A 24,639-nucleotide genomic window follows, 5' to 3' on the forward strand; every position below is an offset into this window, starting at 1 on the left:
ATTCTAACAGGAGAACTAAAAACCACTAAAGAAGACAGAACGGCTAAGGTCGATTTAAAAAAAACAAACATTATCCACGTTGACAAATTGCGGGCATCCCCGGCAAACAACGCCTTATTTCCATTATTAAAATTTAATGAAAAACATTTAATCCACGGAAGCAGTATTACATAACTGCTCAAAAAATCCACTTTATGTTTAAAACAAGATCCATCAAGAATCTTTTTTTGTGCTCATTGCTTTTAGCAATACAAGGTATAGTAGGTGCACAGAACAAGACCATTACCGGTAAGGTCACTGACAGGAACGGCGTTGCTATCCCAGGCGCTACTGTTCAGATAAAAGGTACCAAAAGCGGAACATCCGCCGATGCCGATGGGGTTTTTAAAGTAACTGCACCACCTGAAGCCTCCGCGCTGATCATCACTTTTATAGGATATGCCACCCAGGAAGTGAGCATTGCTGGTAAAACAACTATAAACGTACAGCTGGCACAGGAAAATACAACCCTCACTGATGTGGTGGTAGTAGGCTATGGTACCTCCCGTAAAAAGGACATTACCGGCGCTATAGCCCAGGTGAAAGCCGCTGATTTTAATAAGGGTATCACCTCCGCTCCCGATCAGCTGATCCAGGGTAAAGTATCCGGATTGATGATACTGAATAATAACGGTGCTCCCGGCGCCTCCGCCACGGTAAGGATCAGGGGCGTATCTTCTGTCCGTACTGGTAACCAGCCGCTTTATGTGGTGGATGGAGTACCCCTGGATGGCCGTGTGGCCCGCCCTTCCCTGAACCTCACAGGATTGGGACAAACACCGGACGCCAACCCGCTCAACTTTATCAACAGTAATGATATTGCGACCATGGAAGTATTGAAAGATGCTTCTGCCACCGCGATATATGGTTCCCGTGGTTCAAACGGCGTAATCATTATCAATACAAAAAAAGGAGTAACCGGTCCTACGGTAGTAGACGTAAACTACTCTGTAGGGATGAGCAACATCATGAGAAAGCTTGATGTACTCAATGCAGATGAATACCGTGCTGCCTTAAAAGAATACAATCTTACCGGCGACGGCGGCGGTAGCTCCGACGGACTTGGCTCTATCCTCAGAACAGGCGTTACCCAAAATGTACAGGTAGCAATGAGCGGTGGAAGTGAAACCAGCCGCTACAGGGCATCCTTTGGCTTACAGGACCAACAGGGTATTGTGAAGAAAACAGGCATGAAGAAATACACCGCTTCCCTCAGTGGCCAGAACAAATTCCTGGAAAGCAAACAATTGGGAATTGACTACGGCATCATGGCGGCACAAACCAGTGAACAATTGGCGCCTATTTCCAATAACGCCGGTTTCACCGGAAGTCTGATCGGTCAGGCATTACAATGGAACCCAACAGTTCCATTGACTAAACCCGACGGATCACTGAACATCCTCGCTAAAAACCAGGCGATCAACCCAATGAACATGTCGCAGGGTTATAACGATAAAGCCAACATCAGTTATATCCTGGCAAGTATTTCCCCGTACTTCAAATTCAATGACAACTGGGAATACCGCATGATGTACAGCGTAAACCACCAGGTAGGGCAAAGAAGGGCATCCCTGGATTCTTCCATTAACATCGACCAGGTACTGGGAGAAGGTATTGCCGCTTATAATACCGCAGAGCTGACTACCCAGTTATTCAATAATACCTTGAACTACACCAAAGAGTTTTCCGGTGGCTGGAATCTCGGCGCAATGGTGGGCTATGAATATCAGAAATTTGCTTACTCCGGTGTAGGTATCGGCGCAAGAGGCTTTCCTACTAACGCGGTAGATTACACGGATATCCTCCAGACACCTGAACAGGTGAATACCAACATCAACTCTTTCCGTAATCCTAGCTCAGAGCTGCAGTCTTTCTTTGGCAGGGTAACTATAAATGCAAAAGATAAATATCTCCTCACTGCTACAATGAGGGCAGATGGTTCCAGCAAGTTTGGCTCCAACAACCGTTATGGTTACTTCCCTTCCTTTGCAGCCAAATGGAATATTTCCAACGAAGGCTTCATGAAGGATAACACCTTCTTCAGCAACCTGGGATTAAGAGCCGGTTATGGTATCACTGGTAACCAGGAATTTCCTGCCGGTGCGGCACAAGCTCAGTACGGTTTAACCACCGGCGGCAAAGCCAGTCTCATCAACGTACCAAATCCAGACCTGAAATGGGAAGAATCCAAACAACTGAACGTTGGTGTTGATTTCGGATTCCTCAAAGGCCGGATAAGCGGTACCGTGGACTACTTCCTGAAAAACACCACCAACCTGTTGTTCAGCTTCCCGGCTATTCAACCGGCGCCAGCCTCCAGTTACTGGATCAACTTACCAGGTAAAGTAATGAATACGGGTGTGGAACTGTCTCTTAAAGGAAATATCATCCAGTCTAAAAACTGGCTGTGGAACCTGGGTGTAAACGGTACCTGGCTGAAAAATGAAATGTCTGGTTATTCCGGTCCTACGGTTAATACCGGTTCCATCGACGGACAAGGCGTATCCGGTGTAACCTCACAGCGCCTGGCGAACGGCTACCCGTTAAATACATTCTATCTCCGCAGATTTGAAGGCTTCGATGATAAAGGGGTGAGCATTTATTCCGATAACGGCAACACCCTTTATTACATGACAAACCCGAATCCGAAAGTATTACTGGGTATCAACACAGAAGTAGCCTATAAAAAATGGAGCCTTTCTGCCAGCTCTCACGGCGCCTTTGGTTTCCAGGTGTATAACAACACTGCCAACACGGTATTACCCATCGGTAACCTTGGCTCCAGGAACATCGCCAAAGCACTGGTTGGTAACGGCGAAGCACAAACGAACTCTCCCGCCGCTTCTTCCCGCTACCTGGAAAACGGTAACTTCCTGAAACTGGATAACCTGACCATCTCCTATAACCTAGGTCCTGTGGGTAAGGTTTTCAAAGCTGCTGCCGTATCCCTGACTGGTCAGAACCTGTTTGTAATTACAAAGTATACTGGATTTGATCCGGAAGTAAATACCGATAAAAACATAAATGGTGTAAGTTCATTTGGTATAGAATACTCTCCATACCCAACTGCAAGAACCTTTATGCTTGGTGTACAGTTTACCTTATAATCTACTTCTAAAAAAAGACCACAATGACGACTCAACATATAATTAAAACAGCCATAGTAATAGCCAGTGCCATTGGTTTCACGGCTTGTAGCTTAAATGAAGACCTGGGGAGCAACCTGAATCAGCAGCAGGCAGATTCACTGATCAAAGCATCCCAGCTGCTGGGATCTGCTTACGATAACCTTCAGAATGCCTACCAGGATTTTTCGCAGACATGGGGCATGTCTGAAATCAGTACCGATGAAGCGCTCGGACCCACACGTGGCGGCGACTGGGATGATAACGGTGTATGGCGCGCTCTTCACCAACACCAGTGGACACCGGATCACTCACATATTCAGAATACCTTCAGCGCCCTGTTGCTGGAACAGTTCAGCGCTACCAATGTATTGAATTTCCATCCTTCACCAAGACAGGAAGCAGAAGCACGTTTTCTGCGTGCCTTCTCAATGTTTGCGGTGATTGACCTGTACGGTCAGGTACCCTATCGCGAGCCGGGCGAAAACCTGCTGAAGCCACCAAAAGTTTTCAAGGCTGCCGAAGGATTGGACTTCATTGTCTCTGAATTGAATGCTATCCTGCCCAACCTGCCGGACAGGGTTACAGCCAAGGATGCTTATGTAGCCAGCCAGGATGCGGCCCGTTTCCTGCTGATGAAGATATATCTGAATAAGGGTGCTTTCCTGAACAGAAAAGCACCCACCTTCGATGCGGCAGATATGCAAAAGGTGATTGCCCTGGCCGACCAGATAACAGCCAGCGGTTATACCCTCCAGGCGAAATATTTCGACACCTTTGCAAGGGATAACGATGCAAAATCCACCGAAAATATCTTTACACAACTGAATGGCCCCGGGGTTAGTAATAACCGTAGCGGCAATAACGTTTACTGCCGTTGGATGTGTACCCTGCACTACAGCCAGAACCCCAGCGGATGGAATGGGTTTACCACTTTATCTGATTTCTACGATTCATTCGAAGCAACGGATACCCGCAGAGGCGGCGACTATGCAGGCGTTACAAATGTTTCCGGTTTGAAAGTAGGTTTCCTTTTGGGCCAGCAATATGATCAGACCGGTAAGAAGATCCTGGATAGAAGCAACCGCCCGCTTATCTTCACCCGCGAAGTGGAATTGAGAGCCACCGGCACGCAAGTGGAAATGTCTGGTATCAGGGTAGTGAAATATCCTCCTGACATGGGTTCCAGCGGTAGCAATGCCACCAACGACTTCGTATTTTTCCGTTATGCAGATGCGGTGCTGATGAAAGCTGAGGCGCTGATCAGAACCGGCAATACCGCGGCAGCACTCCTGATTGTAAATGACCTGCGTTCGAAACGCGGCGCTACGCTATTCACCAGCATTGATCTCACCAAGATGCTTGCTGAAAGAGGCCGTGAATTATATTGGGAAGGCTGGAGAAGAATGGATCTGATCCGCTTTGGTAAATACCTGGACGCATGGCAGCTGAAAACTGTAAGCGATCCAAAATACCTGCTGTTCCCGATTCCAACCAGTGATCTTGCTGTAAATCCAAACCTGGTACAAAACCCGGGCTACTGATAATTATTCTTTTGTTGCGGGCAGGGCTATCCGGCCCTGCCACCGCAGCAAATCCTTCTCCCAAAATATATTTTATACCTGCTACGCATTACATAGCTAATGCGACAGGGGAGTTTTTTGCGTAGCAATTCAATTATTCTTATGTATACAAAAGCTCTGCTAAGGCGCTCAGGATGGATTTTACTGCTTTCCTGCCTGTCGGCCCAGGCACAAAACCAGGTAAAAAAGATCGGTAAAATAAATACGGTCAGCATCTCAGGGCAACAGATAAAAATTAGTGCGGAAAACGCGTTCGCGGAAATCACCGTGTACAGTCCTTCTGTGGTCCGTGTAAGAATGGATCAGCATCCGCTTGCGGCAGATTTTTCTTATGCGGTAATTGCCAAACCAACCACCACCCGGTTGCAGACTACACAAAACAACAATGAAATCAATGTAACCACGGATTCCCTTCAACTGCGTATTTCTAAAAATCCTTTTGCCATCCGCTTTCTTACCCTTTCGGGAGAAATGATTAATGAGGATGAAGAAGGATTGACTACTTCCTGGATCGGCGATGAAGTAACCACCTACAAGAAAATGCAGGAAGGGGAACGGTTTATTGGTCTTGGCGAAAAAACCGGTAACCTCGACCGTAAAGGAGAAGGCTATACGAACTGGAACTCTGATAAGTTTGGCTATGCTGCCAACCAGGATCCCATATACGCCACCATCCCTTTTTACGTGGGGATACATCATCATATCAATTACGGTATTTTCTTTGACAATACCTTCCAGAGCGATTTTAACTTCGGCGCCAGCAACAACCGCTTTTCTTCTTTTGGCGCAAGGGGAGGAGAGATGAATTACTATTTCATCTATCACCCACAAATGGCGGATATCATTACGTCTTATACCAATCTTACCGGCCGCATGCCCATGCCGCCGCTGTGGAGCCTCGGATACCAGCAGAACCGCTACAGTTACTACCCCGACACCGAAGTATTACGGATTGCGCAAACCCTGCGGGAGAAAAAAATCCCGGCAGATGGTATTACCCTCGACATCCATTACATGGACGCCTACAAACTGTTTACCTGGAACAAAAACCGTTTCCCCAATCCCCAACAACTCAGCAAACAGCTGAATGATATGGGATTTAAACTTACCGTAATTGTAGATCCAGGCATAAAAGTAGAAGAAGGTTATGCTGCTTACGAGAGCGGAAAAAAAGAAAACATCTTTATCAAATATAGCGACGGACAAAATTATACCGGGCAGGTATGGCCCGGCTGGTGCCACTTCCCGGACTTTACCAGTGGAAAGGGCCGCGACTGGTGGAAAGGCCAGATAAAATCGTATATGCGTGACGGTGTGCGTGGTATATGGAACGACATGAATGAAATTGCCACCTGGGGCCAAAAGATGCCTAACAACGTGATCTTTGATTACGAGGGGCATCCGGTAACCCACCAGCAGGCGCACAATGTATATGGTCTTGAAATGGTACGCGCCAGCTATGAAGGCTCCAGGGAGGAATTAAAGAAACGCCCGTTCCTGTTAACCAGGGCCGCTTACGCAGGCTCGCAGCGCTACAGTGCTATCTGGACCGGCGACAACCGCGCAGAAGAAGATCATATGCTGCTGGGAGTTCGCCTGATGAACAGTTTGGGAGTTAGCGGCATGCCTTTCTCAGGTATGGACATAGGCGGTTTTACCGGCAACGCTACTGTGAGCCTGTATGCCCGCTGGATGCAGATCGGCGCCTTCATTCCTTACTACCGTAACCACACAGGAGTAAATACCAAGTCGTCCGAACCATGGGCATATGGCGAAGAGGTGCTGGAAATTTCCCGCAATTATGTAAACCTGCGTTACCGCTTGCTTCCCTACCTCTACAGTTCGATGTTTGAAGCAACTCGTACCGGCATGCCCGTTATGCGTACGCTGGCGCTCACCAATACCTTTGACGCCAATGTTTACGACACCCGTTTCCAGAACCAGTATGGGTACGGGAATGCCTTTATGGTAGCGCCCTTTGAAAGCACAAAAGAATTCGGCTCCATCTATTTCCCGGAGGGAAAATGGTATAACCTTTATAACGACACCATCACCGCCGGGAAGCAGGAAGTTATTACGCCGCTGAATATAAAATCCCTGCCGGTATATGTAAAAGAAAGCAGTATCATCCCGATGCAATCGTTGATACAAAATACTTCCGAAAAGCCGTCAGATACGCTTTTCCTGCACATCTACAAAGGTGATAAACAAAATACCTTTGTTTATTATGAAGATGACGGAGAAACTTTTGATAACGAGAAAGGAGTGTATTATCAACGGACTATCGCTTATCATCCCGCAGATAAAAAAATTATCCTGGAAAAAGTAAGTGGCAGTTATGCATCGAAATTTCACCACATTAAATTATTACTCCACGGATTTGGGGACCAAAAAAGTATAACCGTTAATGGTAGTCCGCTATCGTTAGTGTCAACTGGTTATTCTTTCCTTTCACCTATATCACGCTTTGATCCGCAAGGATCCTCGATTCCCGCAGAGCGTTGCACTGTACAGCAGGCAACCTTTGATAATGGTAATCAGTTAATTAACGTGGATTTGTAATAATAAGAACGGCCTCCTGGATTTTCCGGGGGGTCTTCTTTATATTTGGGCATGAAATACTTGCCTTTTCTGCTGTTGCTGTTCTTTTCAGCCTGTATATATAGCGCCCGCCAACATAATACAACGGTTACGATCGCAGATGATACCATCCCTTCTGATATAGACTCTCTAATCCATCTTTACAAAGCATTTGAACAGGACACCCTGGAAATTTTACCCGGCGCTTTTGGTGATCCTGACACCTGGCATTTTAAAGGTACTGCCATCGATAGCCAGCTACAGCCGTTGCTGAGCGATCGCAGGTATAATGAAGATTATCTTTTTTACGCCTGCTATAAATTCAACCTGAATGCCAATACAATTGGCCTGGTTACCAGGTCTCCTTCTGAATACGAATCTTCTTCCGTTAAACTGTTTGCTTACCATAAGAAAACCAAAACCATCACCTTTGAAACTGAGCTGGCAGAAGAATTTGGCGACGCCGGTGATGTGCTGATAAAAAAGTCCTGGCTGTATCATTCTCCGGACAATGGCTGGCAGGCGATCCTGGAAAATTTCAGCTCCAGTCAGTATGGGGTTCCCGAAGATACCGTTGCCGTAGAATCCTATGATTACTATCATTTAACCTGGAATGGCAGCAAAATAGATACGCTCAGCACCGATAGTTCCGCCTTGGTGCAGGTATATAAACTGATGCCGGCAAATAAAAAATAGCGTTTGTTTGCTACCGCTTTTTACTATTATATTTGGGATGTCCTGCACCCTTACCTTCACTTTCACCTTAAAGCCGTCAATATGAACTTTAGTATTATCACTCCGGCAGATGCAGCATATGATCAGTGGAACGATCGTGGTGCGAACCTGAGATGGAAGGGGCATCCTTCCGGGATCATTCCTGTAACTACTGTCGATGAACTGAAAGACGCGCTGCAATATGCAGTGGACAACAACAAGCGGGTAGTGGTACGCGGTGGCGGCCACTGTCTTGAAAATTTTGTAGGTGATCCTGCTGTAGAAATAGTGATTGATATTTCCAACATAAAGGGGATCCGCTATGATGAAGGAATGAATGCGATTGAGGTGATGGCAGGTGCAACATTGGGAGAGGTGTTTGAAACACTGGACCGCGAGTGGGGTGTTTTACTCCCGGCCGGACAGCATCCGGCCATCGGGATAGGAGGGCATATATCCGGAGGGGCTTTTGGCTTTCTGCATCGTCACCATGGGCTGGGAGCCGATTACCTGTATGCAGTAGAAGTGCTTTGGGTAAATAATGAGCGGCAGGTGGAAAAGGTGATTGCTACAAGGGAAGAAACAGATAGTAACCGTGAACTCTGGTGGGCGCATACAGGAGGTGGTACCGGCAATTTCGGGATTGTTACCCGTTATTGGTTCCGGGCACCCGGTGTAACAGCGCGTGATCCTTCCCTGTTACTACCCAAGTCGCCGGAAGTACTGGAAACAATGGAGATGGAATGGGACTGGGATCAGATAGATGAGCGGGTATTTAAACAATTGCTGGACAATTTCGGAGAGTGGGGTAAGATGCACAGCAGTACAGACACGGAGGCCGGCAGGCTGTTTGCCACGCTTTACCTCTCCAATAAGGTGACTGGTAAAATTATGTTGAAGGCTGTGTTATCCGATTGTCCGGAAGAAATAGCAGAAGAATTTGCAGCCGCAGTTTCCGCAGGCATGGGTATAACAGGAAGAGCTATACGAAAACCGATGCGTTGGGTGGAATTTGCGTTACAGCCTTTTCCGGATATTTTCATAGACATGCGGGTTGCTTTCAAAGTAAAAGATGCCTTGCTACGTGCACCCTATACAGCCGCACAAATCGGAACCATATACCGGCATCTGACGGAGCATAATGATGTGCCGGGAGGTTCTGTTGGCGTCGCTTTTTTTGGTGGCAAGATGAATGCTGTAGCGGCGGATGCTACTGCATTCCCACAGCGGGACTCGATTTTAGCCACTGCCTGTACATCCGGCTGGTTAGATGCGGCAGATGAAGCGAAGTCTGTTGCATGGACCCGTAATATTTATCAGGAGCTGTTTGCAGCAACAGGCGGAGCACCTGTACCCGGGGAGCAAACAGGCGGATGTTTGATTGCCCATCCCGATGCTGATATGGCGGATGAACAATTTAATAAATCAGGTGTGCCGTGGCATGTGTTTTACTACCAGGATAATTATGAGCGGCTTCAGCGTGTAAAAAGAAAGTGGGACCCGTGCGGAATATTCCGGCACAGGCTGGGTGTGGAAGGGATATAAGCATCTATTTAAAATTCCTGGCTTCAGAAAATAACGTCGCGGATATTTCATCCGTTTTTGATGGTGGTTGCATTAGCGGAGTTGTTGTTTTTGAAGGAAGTAGCTGACGCAAGAATTTAGACAAATCGTAACAACAGGATACAATAATGTGAACCACCTCGCCTTCGCGTTGCAGGGTACCTTCCACCATCAGCAACCTGGCCTGCAGGATTTCTTTACGATACTTATCAAACAGTTGTTGAAAGACCACCAGGTTACTGCAACCCGTTTCATCTTCGATAGTGATAAAGCAAACACCCTTAGCGGTGCCCGGTCGTTGGCGTACCAGTACAAGACCCGCTACCTTCACTGCTGCGCCATTTTTTACGCCATCCAGTTCTTTTGCGGAGAGGATATGCAGCAACTGTAATTTTTCCCGGACAAAGCTTACAGGATGTGCTTTCAAAGACAAGGTGGTGGTGCTGTAATCGTGTACAACATGTTCTGATACCGTCATTTCCGGTAGCTGCACATGGGTTTCTGCAGCGCTTTCAGATGGCTGGCCTGTGAAAATACCAACAGGTCGGTCGTGAAGTGCGGAGACCTCCCAGAGTGCCTGACGGCGATCAAGTCCCATCGACCGGAAGGCATCTGCATCTGCCAGTTTCTCCAGCGTGATCAATGTAACACCTGCATCCCGCAGTGCATGGATGGTGGTATAGCCTGTACCCCGGCGGTCAATTAATGACTGTACATCCTCCTGGCCGAGGCCTTTTATCTGTCGGAAGCCGAGGCGCAGCGCGCATAATTTCCCTGTTTTTTCTTCCAGTATATTATCCCAGAGAGAAAGATTTACATCTGCAGGTCTTACTTCCACACCATGTTTACGGGCATCAATAACAATTTGTGCCGGCTGATAAAAGCCCATGGGCAAACTGTTTAACAATGCGCAGGCAAAAACATCCGGGTAATGACATTTGAGCCAACTGGAAACGTACACCAGCAGGGCGAAGCTGGCGGCATGGCTTTCAGGGAAACCATAACTTCCAAACCCTTCCAGCTGCTTAAAAACACGTAGGGCAAAATCGGCGTCGTATCCATTTTTCACCATGCCTTTTACCAGTTTTTCCCGGAACCGGCTTACCTGTCCGGCTGCCTTGAAAGTGGACATGCTTCTCCGGAGTTCATCTGCTTCCGATGGAGTAAAGCCAGCAGCTACTATAGCAATTTTCATCGCCTGTTCCTGGAACAGGGGAACTCCTAACGTTTTTTTTAAAATTTCTTTCAGTTCAGGAGAGGGGTAATCCGGCTTTTCCTCTCCATTGCGACGGCGCAGATAAGGATGCACCATATCGCCCTGGATGGGTCCAGGTCTTACAATCGCTACTTCAATAACCAGGTCATAAAAGCAGGTGGGCTTTAGCCGTGGTAGCATGGATTGTTGCGCACGGCTTTCGATCTGGAATACACCAATAGTATCGGCATGGCCTATCATTTCATACACATCAGGATCATCCTGCGGTACGCTTGCCAGGGTAAGAGGACGATTGTGATGCGTTTTTGCCAGGTCGAAAGCTTTGCGGATACAGGTAAGCATGCCGAGGGCGAGCACATCTATCTTAAGAAAGCCAAGAACATCGATATCATCTTTATTCCATTCAATACAGGTTCTGTTTTCCATGCGTGCATTCAGAATAGGACACAGATCAGAGAGGGCGCCTTGTGTGATAACAAAGCCACCGGTATGCTGCCCCAGCTGACGAGGAAAACCGATGAACTCCTGCGTGAGTTCCAGCATCTTCCGCAGATGCGCATCACTGGGATCAAATCCCTGTTCTGCAAGGCCTTCCCCTTCCAGCCATTCGGCGGTAAAATCCCATACGGAAGCAGAAAGACGATTGATAGTATCAACAGACAAGCCCATTGCTTTTCCTACATCGCGGATAGCCCCCTTTTGTCTTTGTTGGGTAACAGTGGCTACAATGGCGGCGCGGTGGCGACCATACTTTTCATAAATGTATTGAATCACTTCTTCCCTGCGTTCATGTTCGAAATCCACATCAATATCAGGGGGCTCGTTACGGGCGGAGGAAATAAACCGTTCAAACAGCAGGTCAATTTTTGTAGGATCTACAGCAGTAATGCCCAGGCAATAACAAACCGTGGAATTTGCTGCTGAACCGCGGCCCTGGCAAAGAATTCCCTGCTGCCTCGCAAAACGGACGATGTCATATACGGTGAGGAAATAAGATGCGTAATTCATCTCTTTTATAAAAGAGAGTTCATAGTGAATCGCAGTAGTAATTTTTTCAGGGATATCATCTCCGAAGTACTCCCTGGCGCCTTCCCATGCTAAATGTGTAAGTTCTTCCAGTGGTGCGCGGCCATTGCTGGTAATTTCTTCCGGGTATACATATTTAAGTGTATCAAGAGAAAAACAACAGCTTTCTGCAATCTCTTTTGTACGCAGGATCGCATCAGGATATTGCCGGAAGAGGCGTAACATTTCCTGTTGTGGCTTTAAGTATCTTTCTGCGTTTTCATGCAAACGATAACCCGCGGTATAAATGGTACATTTCTCCCTGATACAGGTTACAATATCCTGCAGCTGCCGACGTTCGGGGATATGATAATGTACATCGCCGGTAGCTACTAAAGGAATATTATATTGAGAAGATAACTGTGAAAGACGGTGTAACTTTTTAAAATCATCTCCCTGATAAGAGCGGGTGGCAGCAAGATAGAGGTTTGTTCCCAGTACCTCCCGGTACTCTTTCATAGCTACGCTGAAGGCGTCATCAAATTCAAATCTTTCATTCAGGGTTGCGGGTGGTAATGCAATAAATTTCATGCCGGCGGCATGTTCAAATACATCTGTTTTGTATAAGTGACATTGTCCTTTTTCTGCTCTCAGATTGCCTTTGGTGAGCAATGCAGAAAGGCGTCCGTATGCCTGTGTATCAGTGGGATAAGCAAGTAAGGAAGGTCCATCCAGCAGATCGATCCGGCAGGCGGGTATGATGCGTATCCCGCTGGTTTTTGCAGCTGCATGTCCGCGAACAATACCAGCAAGACTATTTCGGTCTGTAATCGCTATTTCTTTATAACCCAGTGCTGCAGCCTGTTCTACCAGTTCTCCCGGGTGTGACGCGCCTCTTAAAAAGCTAAAGTTGGTGGTGATCTGTAATTCTGTGTAGCTCATATCTCCTCTTTTTTCTCACGCAAAAAAACCATGAATAAACCAGGCATGGGGTTTATCACCGGTATAATGCCCCAGCCTGAACAGCCAGTAACGGCTGCCAGCATCATCTTCCACTACATAATAATCCCGGTGCTGTCCTTGTTGCAGCCACCATTCACTTTCAATCCGTTCAGGGCCATCCGCTTTCTTTACTTTATGTACTTTTCCTTTATAACGGAAATGCATCGGTGGATAATCGGGTATGGGCGCCGCTACTTCTATCGGTTCAGGTTTGGAAAGCAGTTGAATGGGACGGGGCCTGTCTGTTTTCCATGAAGTAGCTGTTTTTTCAATAAGACTGGTAACGGGTTTAACGGACCACTCCGGCCAGTGATGTTCAGCAGGCAGATAGCGGTGAACAGTTCCTTTGCCAGCCTTACCTTCCAGCCGGTCGATCAGCTCCGCGATACCCACATCTTCCAGTCCTCCTGCAGCATTCCAGAATGTTTCCTGCAAGGGCCGCACCTCTTCCACTTTAGGCGCTTCCAGTACAAATAATTCAATCCCCAGGTCTGGTTTGATCGTTGGTATTTTCGCCTCAAACAATTTGAACAGGTGGTTGATATTATGTGATGGATGCCCGGTACCGATCTCCAATTGTTCAATGGCCCCGTCTACCTTATAGCATTTCAGCACAGCGTTCCGGAGTCCTTTTTCCTCCTGGGAAAGGCGGTGGCAAAGGGCTTCCAGCAATCGCCTGAGCGCAATTTCAATACCGGTACCTGTTACAATAGGCTCCAGGCATGGCAGCCGTTCCTGGTAGGGTTCAACCGGCAGCAGGGGTTGAATTACTTCATCTTCCTGTCCGGTGAACTGATCAAGCCGGAGTAGCAGCTCCTGGCCAAAGCGCCGGCGGAGCACTGTTCTGGGCATTCCTATAAAGCTTCCTGCCTCGCGCAGGCCTAATTTCATTAACCTTTCGCAGATAGCGGGTTCCAGTCGTAATGCAGTCGGAGGCATGTCCATTAATGCAGCAGACTGCTCACCCGTGGGAATTACAGACAGTGTTTGACTGAACCGCGGCATGGCCCATGCTGCGCCAATCGTATCGGCCATGCCTGCACGCACCTGGTATCCAATATGCGTAAGTTTGGTCACTATATCTTTCAGATATAATTCTTCGCTGCCCCAAAGGTGTGCACAGCCGGTAACTTCCAGCAGCAGGCCATCGGGGGGATCTGTTGCGGTTACAGGTGTGAAGCGGATAGCCCATTCCCCTAGTGCGTTTAATATGCGGTTCGATTGCCCCGGCTTATCATCAATTACCTCCAGTGTGCCGATGAGCGCGCGTGCATCCGCCACGGCCATTCCCTTTGTGATGCCTTGCAACTGCGCGGCTCTGCTGGCTGCTGTTACAATCATCCGGCCGTGATCGGGAGTAGCCAGCACAAACGCTTCCTGTTGCAACGCCGGGCGGCAACGGATTAACCAATCGGTCATCAGATGAGGAAACCATATGGAAACAAAACGCCTGGCCATACTACCCGATTTTGCGGATCAGTTCCGGTGGTGCGGAAGACAATTGCTCATCCATCAACCTGAACCTGCCGGCTGACCATTCTATTTGCCAGGTGCCAGGCTTACCATTCCGGATCTTCAGCAGATCAACATTCCAGCGGGGATAGCCAACACCAGGCAACCCATCTTCCGGTTCGCTGGCTAATGGTGTAATGCGCCAGCGGGAAACACAGGCGGTGGGATTAACAGCAGTGGATTCCCGGCGAATAATAAACCCTGTTACCCTGCTTTGTTCTACTGCCAGTTGCAGGCGGCGGGAGGCGGTAAAACTGATATCCCTTACTTCCCCGATAACTGCGGCGAGTCCTTCACACTTCAATGCTTCTTCCATTGCCCAGAGTACATCCTTCTCCCGTTTCAGGTCTACAAAAATGATCCGTTCAGGCTCGATACCAAAGGTTTTCAGGGCAGGAGGAAAAAGCGTGCGGCAGGTGCTGATCCATATACAGGCGCCGCCGCCCTGCATTAACGCATTTAATAAACCACCGATAAACCCGGTGGCCGCAGCAGTATGTTCTGCTGCCGCACTCATAAACTCATGTATTGCTCCGGTTGGAAATGTTGCATTCGGAAAAGCAGCTGTAACCCGCCCAAGTCCCATATCCACACTCGTATTACTGGCTTGTTTAAAGCCCTGCAAATGGAGAATATCCCTTTGCAAGCCGGCAATAATAGCTGCTTTATCTGCGGGCATAGTTGACAGCTGGTTTAAATACTCATGACTAATTTATTTAGCAATAATACTAAATAAATTAGTATTTCATCAATATTCTTTCCGGATATATGTAACTTGTGGTCGGCATAATTTAAAGTGCATCGGCATGTTACAGAACAGAGTTGATCCATCCGGTAATATTATCAGGACAGAGGCCAGGGGACTATTTATGGGTAACCGGGGCGTTTTACACAACGACAACAAAGAAATTGTCAGGCCTTATAAGATCAAGATCTGGATTACTTGTATGTTGGCATTTAAAAACAGGAGAAGACCGGTAATGGCTCCTAACCGGTATACAGAACTCTTTTTTATGGATGAAGCAACTTCCTTTGCTGCCGGCCACCGGCCGTGTTTTGAATGCCGCAAAGCAGATGCGCATCAATTTAAATCCCTTTGGTTGAAAGGTAATCCGGATAAAGGGTTTAATGAAAAAACACTTATTAAAGAGATAGATAACATCCTTCATACAGAAAGGATAGATGAGCATAACCTAAAGATTACATTCGGGGAACATCCGGAAAACCTGCCCGACGGCACATTTGTACGCATAGGGGAGGAGCCTTATCTTCTTAATAAGGGGTTGCTGTATTTATGGTCGCCCGGTGGTTATTCAGAAGGCATCCCTTTGCCGGGGAGCGGGAAACTACCTGTTTTAACGCCGGCCTCTGTGGTGAATGCCTTCAGGGCAGGCTATGTTCCTCAAATGGCCATTTAATAGGATTAAGGGCAAGAAACGGGTTCTTTCAGATGGGTGTGGATGGTAAATTTGTATCATCATAAAAAAATAAAAAGATGACATACTATCATAAAAAAATGACTTCTCCCGTAGGGCAGCTTACGCTGATAGCGAGTGACAAAGGTTTGGCCGCAGTGCTGTGGGAAAATGAACTTGCAGACCGCGTACCCATAAGCGCCGGTGCAAACGATATACATCATCCTATCCTTTGCCAGGCAGAAGAACAACTCAATGAATACTTTGCCAAAAAGCGAACTTCTTTTACTGTAGAACTGGACTTTGTGGGAACGGAATTTCAAAAGAAGATATGGAAAGCACTGCTGACAATTCCTTTCGGTGAAACGAGGACCTATGGCCAGATCGCCAAACAAATTGGTGATCCGAAAGCAGTACGTGCTGTTGGTGGTGCAGCCAATAAAAATCCCATTTCTATTATTGCTCCCTGTCACCGGGTGATAGGCGCTTCCGGAAAATTAGTCGGATTTGCAGGTGGTATAGCCAACAAAAACCGCTTACTTCAACTAGAAAACAGTGTTAGTCCTACGTTGTTTTAGGCACTTGCTGACGTGGGGAGTTTATACTATCTTTCCACAAACCTGAAATAAGTGTTGCATACCTTTTCAACAGAAAACTTTCACTCCATCTGTGATCAACTATGTACCCAGGATCCGGAGTTAGCCTTCATTGTGAAAACATATGGCTATCCGCCGATGTGGACAAGACCCAATACATTTGAAAGCCTGATACACATTATCCTGGAACAGCAGGTATCACTGGCTTCCGCCTTAGCGGCGCTCAATAAATTAAGAGAGAAACTCACAAAAATTACACCCGCCAAACTGCTGGAACTCACGGACGAAGAATTAAAAGCCTGTTATTTCAGCCGGCAGAAGATGTCGTATGCCCGGTTTTTAGCCCAGGCCATTCAAAGCAAAGCATTCAACCCTAAAGCCATGGAAAAGCTGCCGGATGAAGAGGTAAGGAAAGCGCTGGTAGCGCTGAAAGGAATCGGCAACTGGACGGCGGATGTGTACCTGATGTTTGTATTGCAACGCGCGGATATTTTCCCCATCGGAGACCTGGCCGCCGTAAATGCACTCAAGCAGGTGAAGAAATTACCTAAAGACACTCCTCCAGAGAAACTACTGGGAATATCGGCAGCATGGCAGCCCTACCGAACTGTTGCCACGATGATATTGTGGCATTATTACCTGTCGTTGCGGGTAAAAGATACTGCTGCAGAAACGGAGAAAATAAAGAAGGCCGTGACGCTTTAGGGACGGATCATACCGGGCTTAAGCACGGCTTAAAGGTGGACTTGATCAACATCACTTAGCAGGGCACATGGTAGCTATTTCATCAGCAGCTTTAATACTTCTTCTTTGCGTTGACGGGAAACAGGCACCTGGCTGCCATCTTCCATGGAAATGGCGCCACCTTCTGTTTTTATCCAGGCTGTAATTTTATGGCTGTTGACCAGGTGGGACTGGTGGGTGCGTATAAAATGTTTATCAGCCAGCAGGTCGTTGTATTCTTTCAGGGTTTTACAAACAATCAGTTTTTTTTGACCGGAGATGTATACATGCGTGTAGTTTCCTGCCGCTTCGAGGCGTACGATATCTTCCGGCAGGGCAAAAATAATTTTATCGGCCAGTGGGAATGCAATACGGTTTTCTGCCATGGGCTTGCCCATATTGGCTACCAGTTCCCGTAAACGGCTGTTTTCCTGCTGGGGTACAATCTGTGCGATCGCTTTTTCCACTGCGCCGGAAAGTTCCAGTACATCTATAGGTTTCAGCACATAGTCGATAGCGCAGGCTTTTACTGCCGCAATACCGTAGTGGTCATAGGCTGTAACAAAAATAACTTCAAAGCGCCTGTTGGCAGGAAGTGATTGCAGCAGCTGAAGCCCTGAGCCTCCGGGCATTTCAATGTCGAGGAAAAGAAGGTCTGGTTCCAGTTGCTTGATGAGCCTGAGCGCACTCGCCGCAGAATCGGCTTCCCCGACTATGTCAATAGCCTGACAGTATTCGCCCAGGAGTACGCGCAGGTTATCCCTGCTTTTTGCCTCATCATCTACAAGAATACTTTTTATCTTCATACACTTTCAATTGGAATAGTGAGTAATGCCGTTGTGCCGTTTCCGTTACTGATATGCAAACTGGCTGTTTGTCCGGCGATACTAAAAAGCTGCAGCCTTTCCTGTACCAGTTTTAATCCTACACTTTTATGCGTGCCGTTGCCCGCTTCCGGATGATATCCCTGGCCATTGTCGTACACTGCGATCAGTAATGCCGCGCCTTGTTTCCCCACCGTAATGCGGAGTAAGCCTGCTTTTCCTTTGGAAGAAATACCGTGCAGGATCGCATTTTCCACCAGCGGTTGTAAAATCATGCCGGGGATATCTACCAGGTCAGTAGCCAGTTCTTCAGGGATATCTATTTCAAAGGAGAAATCAAAACGCAGTTGTTCAAGCTCGCAGTAAAGGCGTATGGTAGCCAGTTCATCTGCCAGCGTGATCATATTCTTTTCCACATTATGCAATACACTTCTTAATAACAACGAAAATTTTACAAGATAGGTATTGGCAGCTTTATATTGGCTGGTGTTGATCAACGATTGAATGGAGTTCAGCGCATTAAAAATAAAATGCGGATTCATCTGCGAGCGAATGGCTTTAATTTCCAGCTCCCGGATCGCGGTTTTCATGGCCTCCGCCCGCTTGATCCGCTGAATGCGCACCCGGTAAATCCAGATGCCCACCAGCACAGTAAAGAGGATGGAGCCAAGGCTCCATCCAATAATATTCATCACGCCGGCTTTTTGCAGGACCGAAAAGCGCGGTGCTTTTGCGGCATCATCGATGGCCGTATTCAGGTCATCCCATAAGTTGTCGTCGGAATAGATATGATCTGATATTATTTTTCCCCATTGATCCAGTACAACAACATTTTTCTTGCCCATTTCGGATATCCCGTATACTTCATAGTTTTTATCTCCCTGGTTTTTTATTTCAATACTGTTAAAGTTGGGCAGTGTTGCGAGTTCCGGATCATGTCGGCGGTTAAGGCCAGGCTCATTGATCCATGCGAACACAAAGGTTACTTCGGGATGCTTTTTAACCATTTTAACCAACGCACTATCCTGAAAGTAGCTGGCATGGTCAAATATGAGACAGGTAGTTTTACCATGCTGAGTTTTCAAATCATACGTTTTGCCATTGGCTAGCGATAGGATTGGGTATGGCGCTGTATTACCCGGCGCCCAGTGTTCCATGAACTTCCAATCTTTTATAATGGGTTTAATGATGCTGCTGTCGTCGCAGTTACGAATAAAGTCTTCGAAATAAGGTTTCAGTCGCTGGTTTTTTGCAAAGCTATTTGCTTTCATGCTCTCGTTGATCCCTTTTGATAATTTATAGTACAACGGGTATCCCTTCAGCATAGAAAGCAGGACAAAGTAATTGCTGTAAAAGGAAGATTCTTCTGAACTGCCGCCAGCAGAGAGTCCGATGCGTGACTGCTGATAAATCAGGAGCCAATCGAGGTATTGATGATAGAAGGAGAAGTGATTGTCGTGATAAGAATTCATTGTCACCGGCATGGTATCAATACCGGTGGTAATCATTTCCGGTATGCCCTCAAATGGCCGTTTTTCCGGGGCTACCCGGTAGCCATGATTATACAGAAAAACCAGCCAGTCATCCGCAATACGGTATTGCCAGTTGGTTTTATAGTAGTCGATACTTTCGGGAGATGCTTTCCCCTCATAGCTTTGCAGCACTGCTTTGAATCTGGCATTTGCGCTTTCCTGTGCGGCCAGCACTTCCTGCAATGTTTTGTTTCTGTACATGGTATTCATGCCCTCGTCACCGTAAAAGACGTCATTCACCTCCTCTGCCAGCATGGAACTCCATTGGGCACTACCCGACAGCTTTCTGGGTTGCCGTCCCCGGGAAGTATCGGCATCCGCTTCAATGATCAGCGTATCGCCAGGTGCTAAGAAAACATACCCTCCGTTATTTTCCATAGCAATATACCGGCGTTCCGGTTTTGTTAACAGCAACGGGCAATAAAATTCTCCCCGGCTATTAACAGGAAAGCTGAGGGTGCTGTCTCCCAGTTCAATTTCCACTTGCTTTTTATGAGCGTGTGCCAACGTGCCTTTTATCAATGCATTGCCTGCAACCGGAAAGGACGCGCCGGTAAGCAACTGGGCGTATTGATATTCGGTTTTGGCGGGAATGAGGCCAGGTATGCCGTTATTGGCGCTGCGCCATTTCAGCATCGCTTCTATCGCGGGGCGCAGCTCCTCCGGCGGCATAGGTGAGAAAGTTGAACGGATGGATATGCCGACCTGCTTCTGAGGACTATAACTCGTCATCAGCACCGGCAACGGTGGTTGATCTTTGTCGGTGGTCAATGATACGATTTCGCCGTTGGCTGTAATTTCCAGCAGGAACATCCCTTTAGGCGGCTTTTTTTCTAACCCCTGTTTATAAGGCGGATAATAACTATCGTACCCCATCCAGCCAAACTTCTGATCATATGGAGTATACGCTACCACTCTTTCATGGGTGATGCTGTATTGTTGGTTGCCATTAGGCAGCTGGTTCTGCAACCGGTACCGCAGCACATACCGGCGTTGAAACTGTAATAACGGCTCCATTACCGGATAGTAATTATTATCCTTGTGCTTCGTGATCTGCATATCAAACCAGTCGCCCGGTTTCAGGGCAAAGTAGCCGGGCTTGTCCTGTGCGGGCAGCAGGTAGGGCAGGCAAAGCAGCAACCATAGATAAACTGTTCTTTTCATGATACAATAATTTTATTGTACCAAAGCTATCTTTATCAGACGCCTGGGTTTACATCCACTTAGCAAACGGTAAAGCTGACTGAATATCCGGTGAATATATGACTGAAACGGGTATTTTTTGGGTTCTTTTGGGGTGGGGGTGGTATTTGAGAGAAATGGGAGTAATTGTGATACATAATTTCAATCATTGTGATTGACCGATTCTTTTCCGTAGTATATGGCGAATAGTCAGGCGAAAGCTGAATTGCCTTCGCCTGACGTAATTCTATTCTGGTTAGATCATGTTTACAACTTTAGCCGTTACCCAAAAACCAGTGGAAATATTTCTAGCAAGCTGGATATTTCCATCAGATGTAACGCTGTAAGTATTCACGACACTTGTATAACTATTGTTATCATTGAGTAGTGATTTTATTTTCACGATTCCACTGGTCCTTGAACGGGATATTACCAGGTAGTCGATAAAATAAGAAGTGCCATCTATCTGTGAGAATCCTCTTACAGCAATCATACAGGAAGCGCGTGTAGTTGGCATGGTTAAAATTGTAACCGGAGCAGTACCTGTTACAGCAGTAACCAAACCATTTACTTCCAGAGAATCAAAATGAATACTGTTATAGTTCCTGTTCAACAGGTGAACCTGAGATGGCTGTATTGAATTGGATAAATTGATCTGGGATCTTTTATTGGTAACATCATCACCATCCAGCAAGTTGCTGAGTGTAATAATGTAAATGGGGGTATTGTCTACAGAACCGATGTTGTTGTTGTTGTAGGTTCCAAAGTTAAAAACGCCACCACCAAAGAAAAGGAACCAGGCACCGGCAGCCGTTGGACCTCCACAATTCATAAAGGAATCCAATATTACAACATTCTTGATATCGAGAAATCCGGTACTGTTGATCCGGAACGGGGCTTGTGTATTATTGGCGTTTAGCGTATTTGTTAGGGCCTCACAGTGAAATCCATCGATATGAATATTTTTCGAGAAAATATCCATGATCTGGCCATTTTGATTCAGCTGGAGGGTTGCGCCCAGATAACCATCATAGGAAGAATCAACAATATAAACATCTGTAGAATAGTAAATTCTATATCCTCTATATCCAACACCTTTTGGAAAAACCGGTTCGTTATTACTGTTCAATCGGTTTACTATAAAGCTTTGAATGCAACATTTTGAAATCCTTATGGTGGTGCTGCCTCCCTGGTTAAAACCACTGGCAATATCAAATCCTATTGCCTGTATGGAGGAAACCCCTTCATAGATATCGAAGTAAATAGATTTAAAATCCAACTGCCAAATCAGGCCGGTATTTGGTGTCGATTTGATACCAGTATGAGCGCCAATAATAGTAAAACACTCAAAAGTGGTGTTGTTCACCTGGTCATTTACGGTGCTGCCACCTTTGTGGAGCCAGATAGCAACGCAGTTCTCGTTGATCTGATCATAGTGTAGGGACTCGAAACTAATATTCAATCCAGTGTAGGTAGATCGGCTAGCCTGTATATTAATGGCGGTAATGGCGCTATCAGGAGCAATTGTCGCACCTTCTCCGATAATCTGCCAAAAAATAGCATTGGTCATATTCAGGGTTTCGGAGATGCGATAACGGCCCCTAGGGAACACCAGTTTGCCTCCATTCGTAAATATCTGTTTGGCGTAGTCAAGACATTTATTGATTGCCGGAGAATCATTAATAGAATTATCACCTTTTGCACCGAACCATTTTACATTTAATTCGCCGTCATGTAGTCTTTTCCAACGACCTGTTGAAGCAATAAAAATTGTTCCTCCATTTTCAGGAGAAGTGGTGTCGCTGCTGTCCCAGTAGAATTCTCCGCCACCGCCATCGTTGGCAGTTGCATAGCCTAAAACGTGGTAAATAGTGTTTGCCTGGGGAGTACTCAGGCTTTTAAGGGCATTAATGGACGTAACTGTCATAAATAAGGGTTTGTGGTTAACAAAGATTTACTTGAAAATAGGCATAGGATATGTACCCTATTTGCGTAATAAAAACTTATTGAGAAATGTTACTGGGTTATAATTCAATAGGCTTCCTTATTGAGGGATGGGATTGGTAATTAAGCGTATTCTATAGAATAATATTAAAATGGGCAGTTAACATGTTTCAAAACATGTATCAAATGAAAAAAGGCTTTCCGCGTCTCACCGCTGAAAGCCTTTTCTACTGCGTGGTCCCACCTGGGCATGATCCAGGGACCCCCTGATTATGAGTCAGGTGCTCTAACCAACTGAGCTATAGGACCTGTTCCGAAGAACTAATTTCCCCTTTTCAGGGGACGGCAAAATTAATTATTTTATTGAATTAACCTAAATTTTTTTTTAATCCCAACGCTTACGCATATACTTAATAAATTTGCGGCATGCAAGGCATAAAGAACATTATTTTCGATCTGGGTGGCGTTATTCTGAACATCAACTACCAGCTTACCAACGAGGCATTTATTGCGCTTGGCGTGAAGAACTTCAATGAGTTGTATTCACAGTTTCATGGTTCCAGCTTATTTAATGGCCTGGAAACGGGGCATGTTTCCGTGGAAGAATTCCTGGCGGAAATGCAGCGCCATGTGCCGGAGGGGGTTACGGGTGAGCAGATAACAGCGGCGTGGAATGCGATGTTGCTGGATTTTCCTTTACAGCGGCTGCAGTTATTACAGCAGCTGCGGCAGCATTATAACCTGTATTTGCTGAGTAATACCAATGCGATACACCTGGAAGCTTTCAACCGGTTGTTACAGGAGAGCAGGGGAATTCCTTCGCTGGGCAGCTTTTTCGACAGGGCCTACTATTCGCACCTGATGGGACATCGTAAGCCGGACAAGGAGTCGTACCTGATGGTGATGGAGGAAAACGGGTTATTGCCGGAGGAAACGTTGTTTATAGATGATACGTTGCCGAATATAGAAGGAGCGAAGGCGGTAGGGTTGGAAACCATTCATCTGCAGGCGCCCCGAACGATTATGGATATTTTTCAGCCTAAAAAGGCGTTATAAAAAAGGCCGGTGATGCACCGGCCTTTTTCTATTTAACATCTTCAAAATCGAGGTAATCTCCCTTATCCACATTTTTGGGTTGTGGGGTAGGAGGAGGCTGTGGACCTTTTGGTCCGCCGTTTTGCTGTTCATATTGCTGACGCATATGATCCTGCATATCGCTCATTTGTCTGCGCACTTGTTTGGTAACCCTGTAGCCTGGTATGATCAGGTCGAATACCAGTTTGTACAGCAGCCAGGCCAGAAATATAGAAAGAAAAAATTTTAGCATAATGACACGAAGGTAGCGGAATATCCTTTCCGACCTCCTGAAAACCACCTCATTTTAAGGTTTTTTTAACTTTCAGGGAGCGATTAAAGTCCGAGTAAAGCGGCTGATGCCAGGGATTCTTTTTTATTGAACTGCCAGGCCATTTTGCGGGCGTTGATGGCGTCTATAATGGTACCGATGCCGCAGAAACCAAGGGTAATAAAATATACAATTCCCATGGCGATCTGGTCTACCAGGAAGCGTTGCACACCGGCTACGCCCAGGAAACCTATGAGGCTGCAGATAAGGATTGTTTGCGGATCTTTGCGTCTGCCCTGGTATACGGCCAGGAACCGCTGCTTGTTTTCGGCAGAATAGCTCTTGGTCAGTTCCTGTAGCCACATCATTTCCTCGGCTTCAATTCCGGGGAGCATTGCAAATGAAAAGTCGTTCATAGTGTTGGGTTTATGATTGTTTGAAATCAGCATATTGATACCGGGCCAGTTGCACGGTGCGGTACAGCAGCACGGCTACTACCAGGGGAGCAAGCCAGTGGTGTTGGATGGAGGCAGTCCATTGTCCGTGTAAAAAATAGTGGATACCATGACCTAATCCGCAACCGGGGCAAATAGGGAGACCTATATTTTTAAAGAAACACAGGCTGCCGGCATTTTCGTCGGGCGGCATCATATACAGGAGGGTCAGGCCCAGGGGCCATGCCAGCAGTTCGATATTTATTTTTCGCCAGAAAGCGGTCGCCACGTCAGATATTTTAAAA

General features: G+C 46.7%; 18 protein-coding genes and 1 tRNA gene. 9 read left to right on the forward strand and 10 right to left on the reverse strand.

Translation table 11 applies throughout. The features are described 5' to 3' along the window. Positions 1 to 194 precede the first annotated feature (194 nt). From QFZ48_RS10325 to QFZ48_RS10345, 5 genes are all read left to right on the forward strand, one after another. Positions 195 to 3,146: a SusC/RagA family TonB-linked outer membrane protein gene (locus tag QFZ48_RS10325; protein ID WP_429062186.1), complete on the forward strand. Its 2,952-nt coding sequence runs from the start codon at positions 195 to 197 to the stop codon at positions 3,144 to 3,146. 23 nt (positions 3,147 to 3,169) lie between these two features. Continuing rightward, positions 3,170 to 4,708 carry a RagB/SusD family nutrient uptake outer membrane protein gene (locus QFZ48_RS10330; protein WP_429043370.1) on the forward strand — a complete coding sequence of 513 codons (1,539 nt, stop codon included), beginning with the start codon at positions 3,170 to 3,172 and terminating at the stop codon, positions 4,706 to 4,708. Between the two features lie 141 nt (positions 4,709 to 4,849). Continuing rightward, positions 4,850 to 7,309, forward strand: coding sequence for a TIM-barrel domain-containing protein (locus QFZ48_RS10335; RefSeq protein ID WP_429062187.1), 2,460 nt, complete (start codon positions 4,850 to 4,852; stop codon positions 7,307 to 7,309). 51 nt (positions 7,310 to 7,360) lie between these two features. Continuing rightward, positions 7,361 to 8,023, forward strand: coding sequence for a hypothetical protein (locus QFZ48_RS10340; protein ID WP_429043365.1), 663 nt, complete (start codon positions 7,361 to 7,363; stop codon positions 8,021 to 8,023). Positions 8,024 to 8,104: 81 nt separating this feature from the next. Next, entirely contained in the window at positions 8,105 to 9,586 is a 1,482-nt protein-coding gene (locus QFZ48_RS10345) for an FAD-binding protein (RefSeq protein ID WP_429062189.1), read from the forward strand. Positions 9,587 to 9,590: 4 nt separating this feature from the next. On the opposite strand, the gene QFZ48_RS10350 is transcribed toward QFZ48_RS10345, so the two are convergent. From QFZ48_RS10350 to QFZ48_RS10360, 3 genes are read right to left on the reverse strand one after another with little or no spacing between them, the layout of a single operon-like run. After that, on the reverse strand, positions 9,591 to 12,767 hold the full coding sequence (locus tag QFZ48_RS10350) for an error-prone DNA polymerase (protein ID WP_429062190.1): 3,177 nt from the start codon (positions 12,765 to 12,767) through the stop codon (positions 9,591 to 9,593). A 15-nt stretch (positions 12,768 to 12,782) separates the two neighbouring features. Then, positions 12,783 to 14,285 carry a Y-family DNA polymerase gene (locus QFZ48_RS10355; RefSeq protein ID WP_429043357.1) on the reverse strand — a complete coding sequence of 501 codons (1,503 nt, stop codon included), beginning with the start codon at positions 14,283 to 14,285 and terminating at the stop codon, positions 12,783 to 12,785. Position 14,286: 1 nt separating this feature from the next. Next, the gene (locus QFZ48_RS10360; RefSeq protein WP_429043354.1) at positions 14,287 to 15,018 is read right to left on the reverse strand and encodes an ImuA family protein; all 732 of its coding nucleotides are present in this window, start codon (positions 15,016 to 15,018) and stop codon (positions 14,287 to 14,289) included. Between the two features lie 127 nt (positions 15,019 to 15,145). Between QFZ48_RS10360 and QFZ48_RS10365 the strand changes: the two genes are divergently transcribed. From QFZ48_RS10365 to QFZ48_RS10375, 3 genes are all read left to right on the forward strand, one after another. Further along, complete coding sequence (locus QFZ48_RS10365; RefSeq protein WP_429043351.1) at positions 15,146 to 15,757, forward strand: hypothetical protein; 612 nt, start codon at positions 15,146 to 15,148, stop codon at positions 15,755 to 15,757. A 77-nt stretch (positions 15,758 to 15,834) separates the two neighbouring features. Beyond that, positions 15,835 to 16,332 carry a methylated-DNA--[protein]-cysteine S-methyltransferase gene (locus QFZ48_RS10370; RefSeq protein ID WP_429043349.1) on the forward strand — a complete coding sequence of 166 codons (498 nt, stop codon included), beginning with the start codon at positions 15,835 to 15,837 and terminating at the stop codon, positions 16,330 to 16,332. Positions 16,333 to 16,383: 51 nt separating this feature from the next. Then, positions 16,384 to 17,055 (forward strand): DNA-3-methyladenine glycosylase family protein, encoded by a 672-nt coding sequence (locus QFZ48_RS10375; protein WP_429062192.1) that lies wholly within the window; start codon positions 16,384 to 16,386, stop codon positions 17,053 to 17,055. A gap of 74 nt (positions 17,056 to 17,129) precedes the next feature. On the opposite strand, the gene QFZ48_RS10380 is transcribed toward QFZ48_RS10375, so the two are convergent. The 4 genes from QFZ48_RS10380 to QFZ48_RS10395 form a co-directional block, all read right to left on the reverse strand. Beyond that, positions 17,130 to 17,879 carry a LytR/AlgR family response regulator transcription factor gene (locus QFZ48_RS10380; protein ID WP_429043344.1) on the reverse strand — a complete coding sequence of 250 codons (750 nt, stop codon included), beginning with the start codon at positions 17,877 to 17,879 and terminating at the stop codon, positions 17,130 to 17,132. Then, positions 17,876 to 20,593: a sensor histidine kinase gene (locus QFZ48_RS10385; RefSeq protein WP_429062194.1), complete on the reverse strand. Its 2,718-nt coding sequence runs from the start codon at positions 20,591 to 20,593 to the stop codon at positions 17,876 to 17,878. Before QFZ48_RS10385 ends, QFZ48_RS10380 begins: the two co-directional genes overlap by 4 nt. A 274-nt stretch (positions 20,594 to 20,867) precedes the next feature. Continuing rightward, positions 20,868 to 22,538: a glycosyl hydrolase family 28-related protein gene (locus QFZ48_RS10390; RefSeq protein WP_429062196.1), complete on the reverse strand. Its 1,671-nt coding sequence runs from the start codon at positions 22,536 to 22,538 to the stop codon at positions 20,868 to 20,870. Between the two features lie 252 nt (positions 22,539 to 22,790). Then, positions 22,791 to 22,864 (reverse strand) — tRNA-Ile (locus QFZ48_RS10395). A gap of 117 nt (positions 22,865 to 22,981) precedes the next feature. Between QFZ48_RS10395 and QFZ48_RS10400 the strand changes: the two genes are divergently transcribed. Continuing rightward, entirely contained in the window at positions 22,982 to 23,611 is a 630-nt protein-coding gene (locus QFZ48_RS10400) for an HAD family hydrolase (protein ID WP_429062198.1), read from the forward strand. A gap of 28 nt (positions 23,612 to 23,639) precedes the next feature. Here QFZ48_RS10400 and QFZ48_RS10405 read toward each other — a convergent pair whose 3' ends face one another. The 3 genes from QFZ48_RS10405 to QFZ48_RS10415 all read right to left on the reverse strand — a co-directional run bounded on the left by QFZ48_RS10405 (position 23,640) and on the right by QFZ48_RS10415 (position 24,623). Beyond that, complete coding sequence (locus QFZ48_RS10405) at positions 23,640 to 23,882, reverse strand: hypothetical protein (protein WP_429043336.1); 243 nt, start codon at positions 23,880 to 23,882, stop codon at positions 23,640 to 23,642. A gap of 83 nt (positions 23,883 to 23,965) precedes the next feature. Further along, a complete protein-coding gene (locus tag QFZ48_RS10410; protein WP_370908959.1) occupies positions 23,966 to 24,316 on the reverse strand; it encodes a TM2 domain-containing protein in 351 nt (116 codons plus the stop codon). Between the two features lie 10 nt (positions 24,317 to 24,326). Then, positions 24,327 to 24,623: a DUF2752 domain-containing protein gene (locus QFZ48_RS10415; RefSeq protein ID WP_370908958.1), complete on the reverse strand. Its 297-nt coding sequence runs from the start codon at positions 24,621 to 24,623 to the stop codon at positions 24,327 to 24,329. Positions 24,624 to 24,639: the final 16 nt, after the last annotated feature.

Origin of the sequence: Chitinophaga sp. W2I13 (assembly GCF_050434005.1) — a bacterium.
In the GTDB taxonomy this organism is placed as follows: domain Bacteria; phylum Bacteroidota; class Bacteroidia; order Chitinophagales; family Chitinophagaceae; genus Chitinophaga.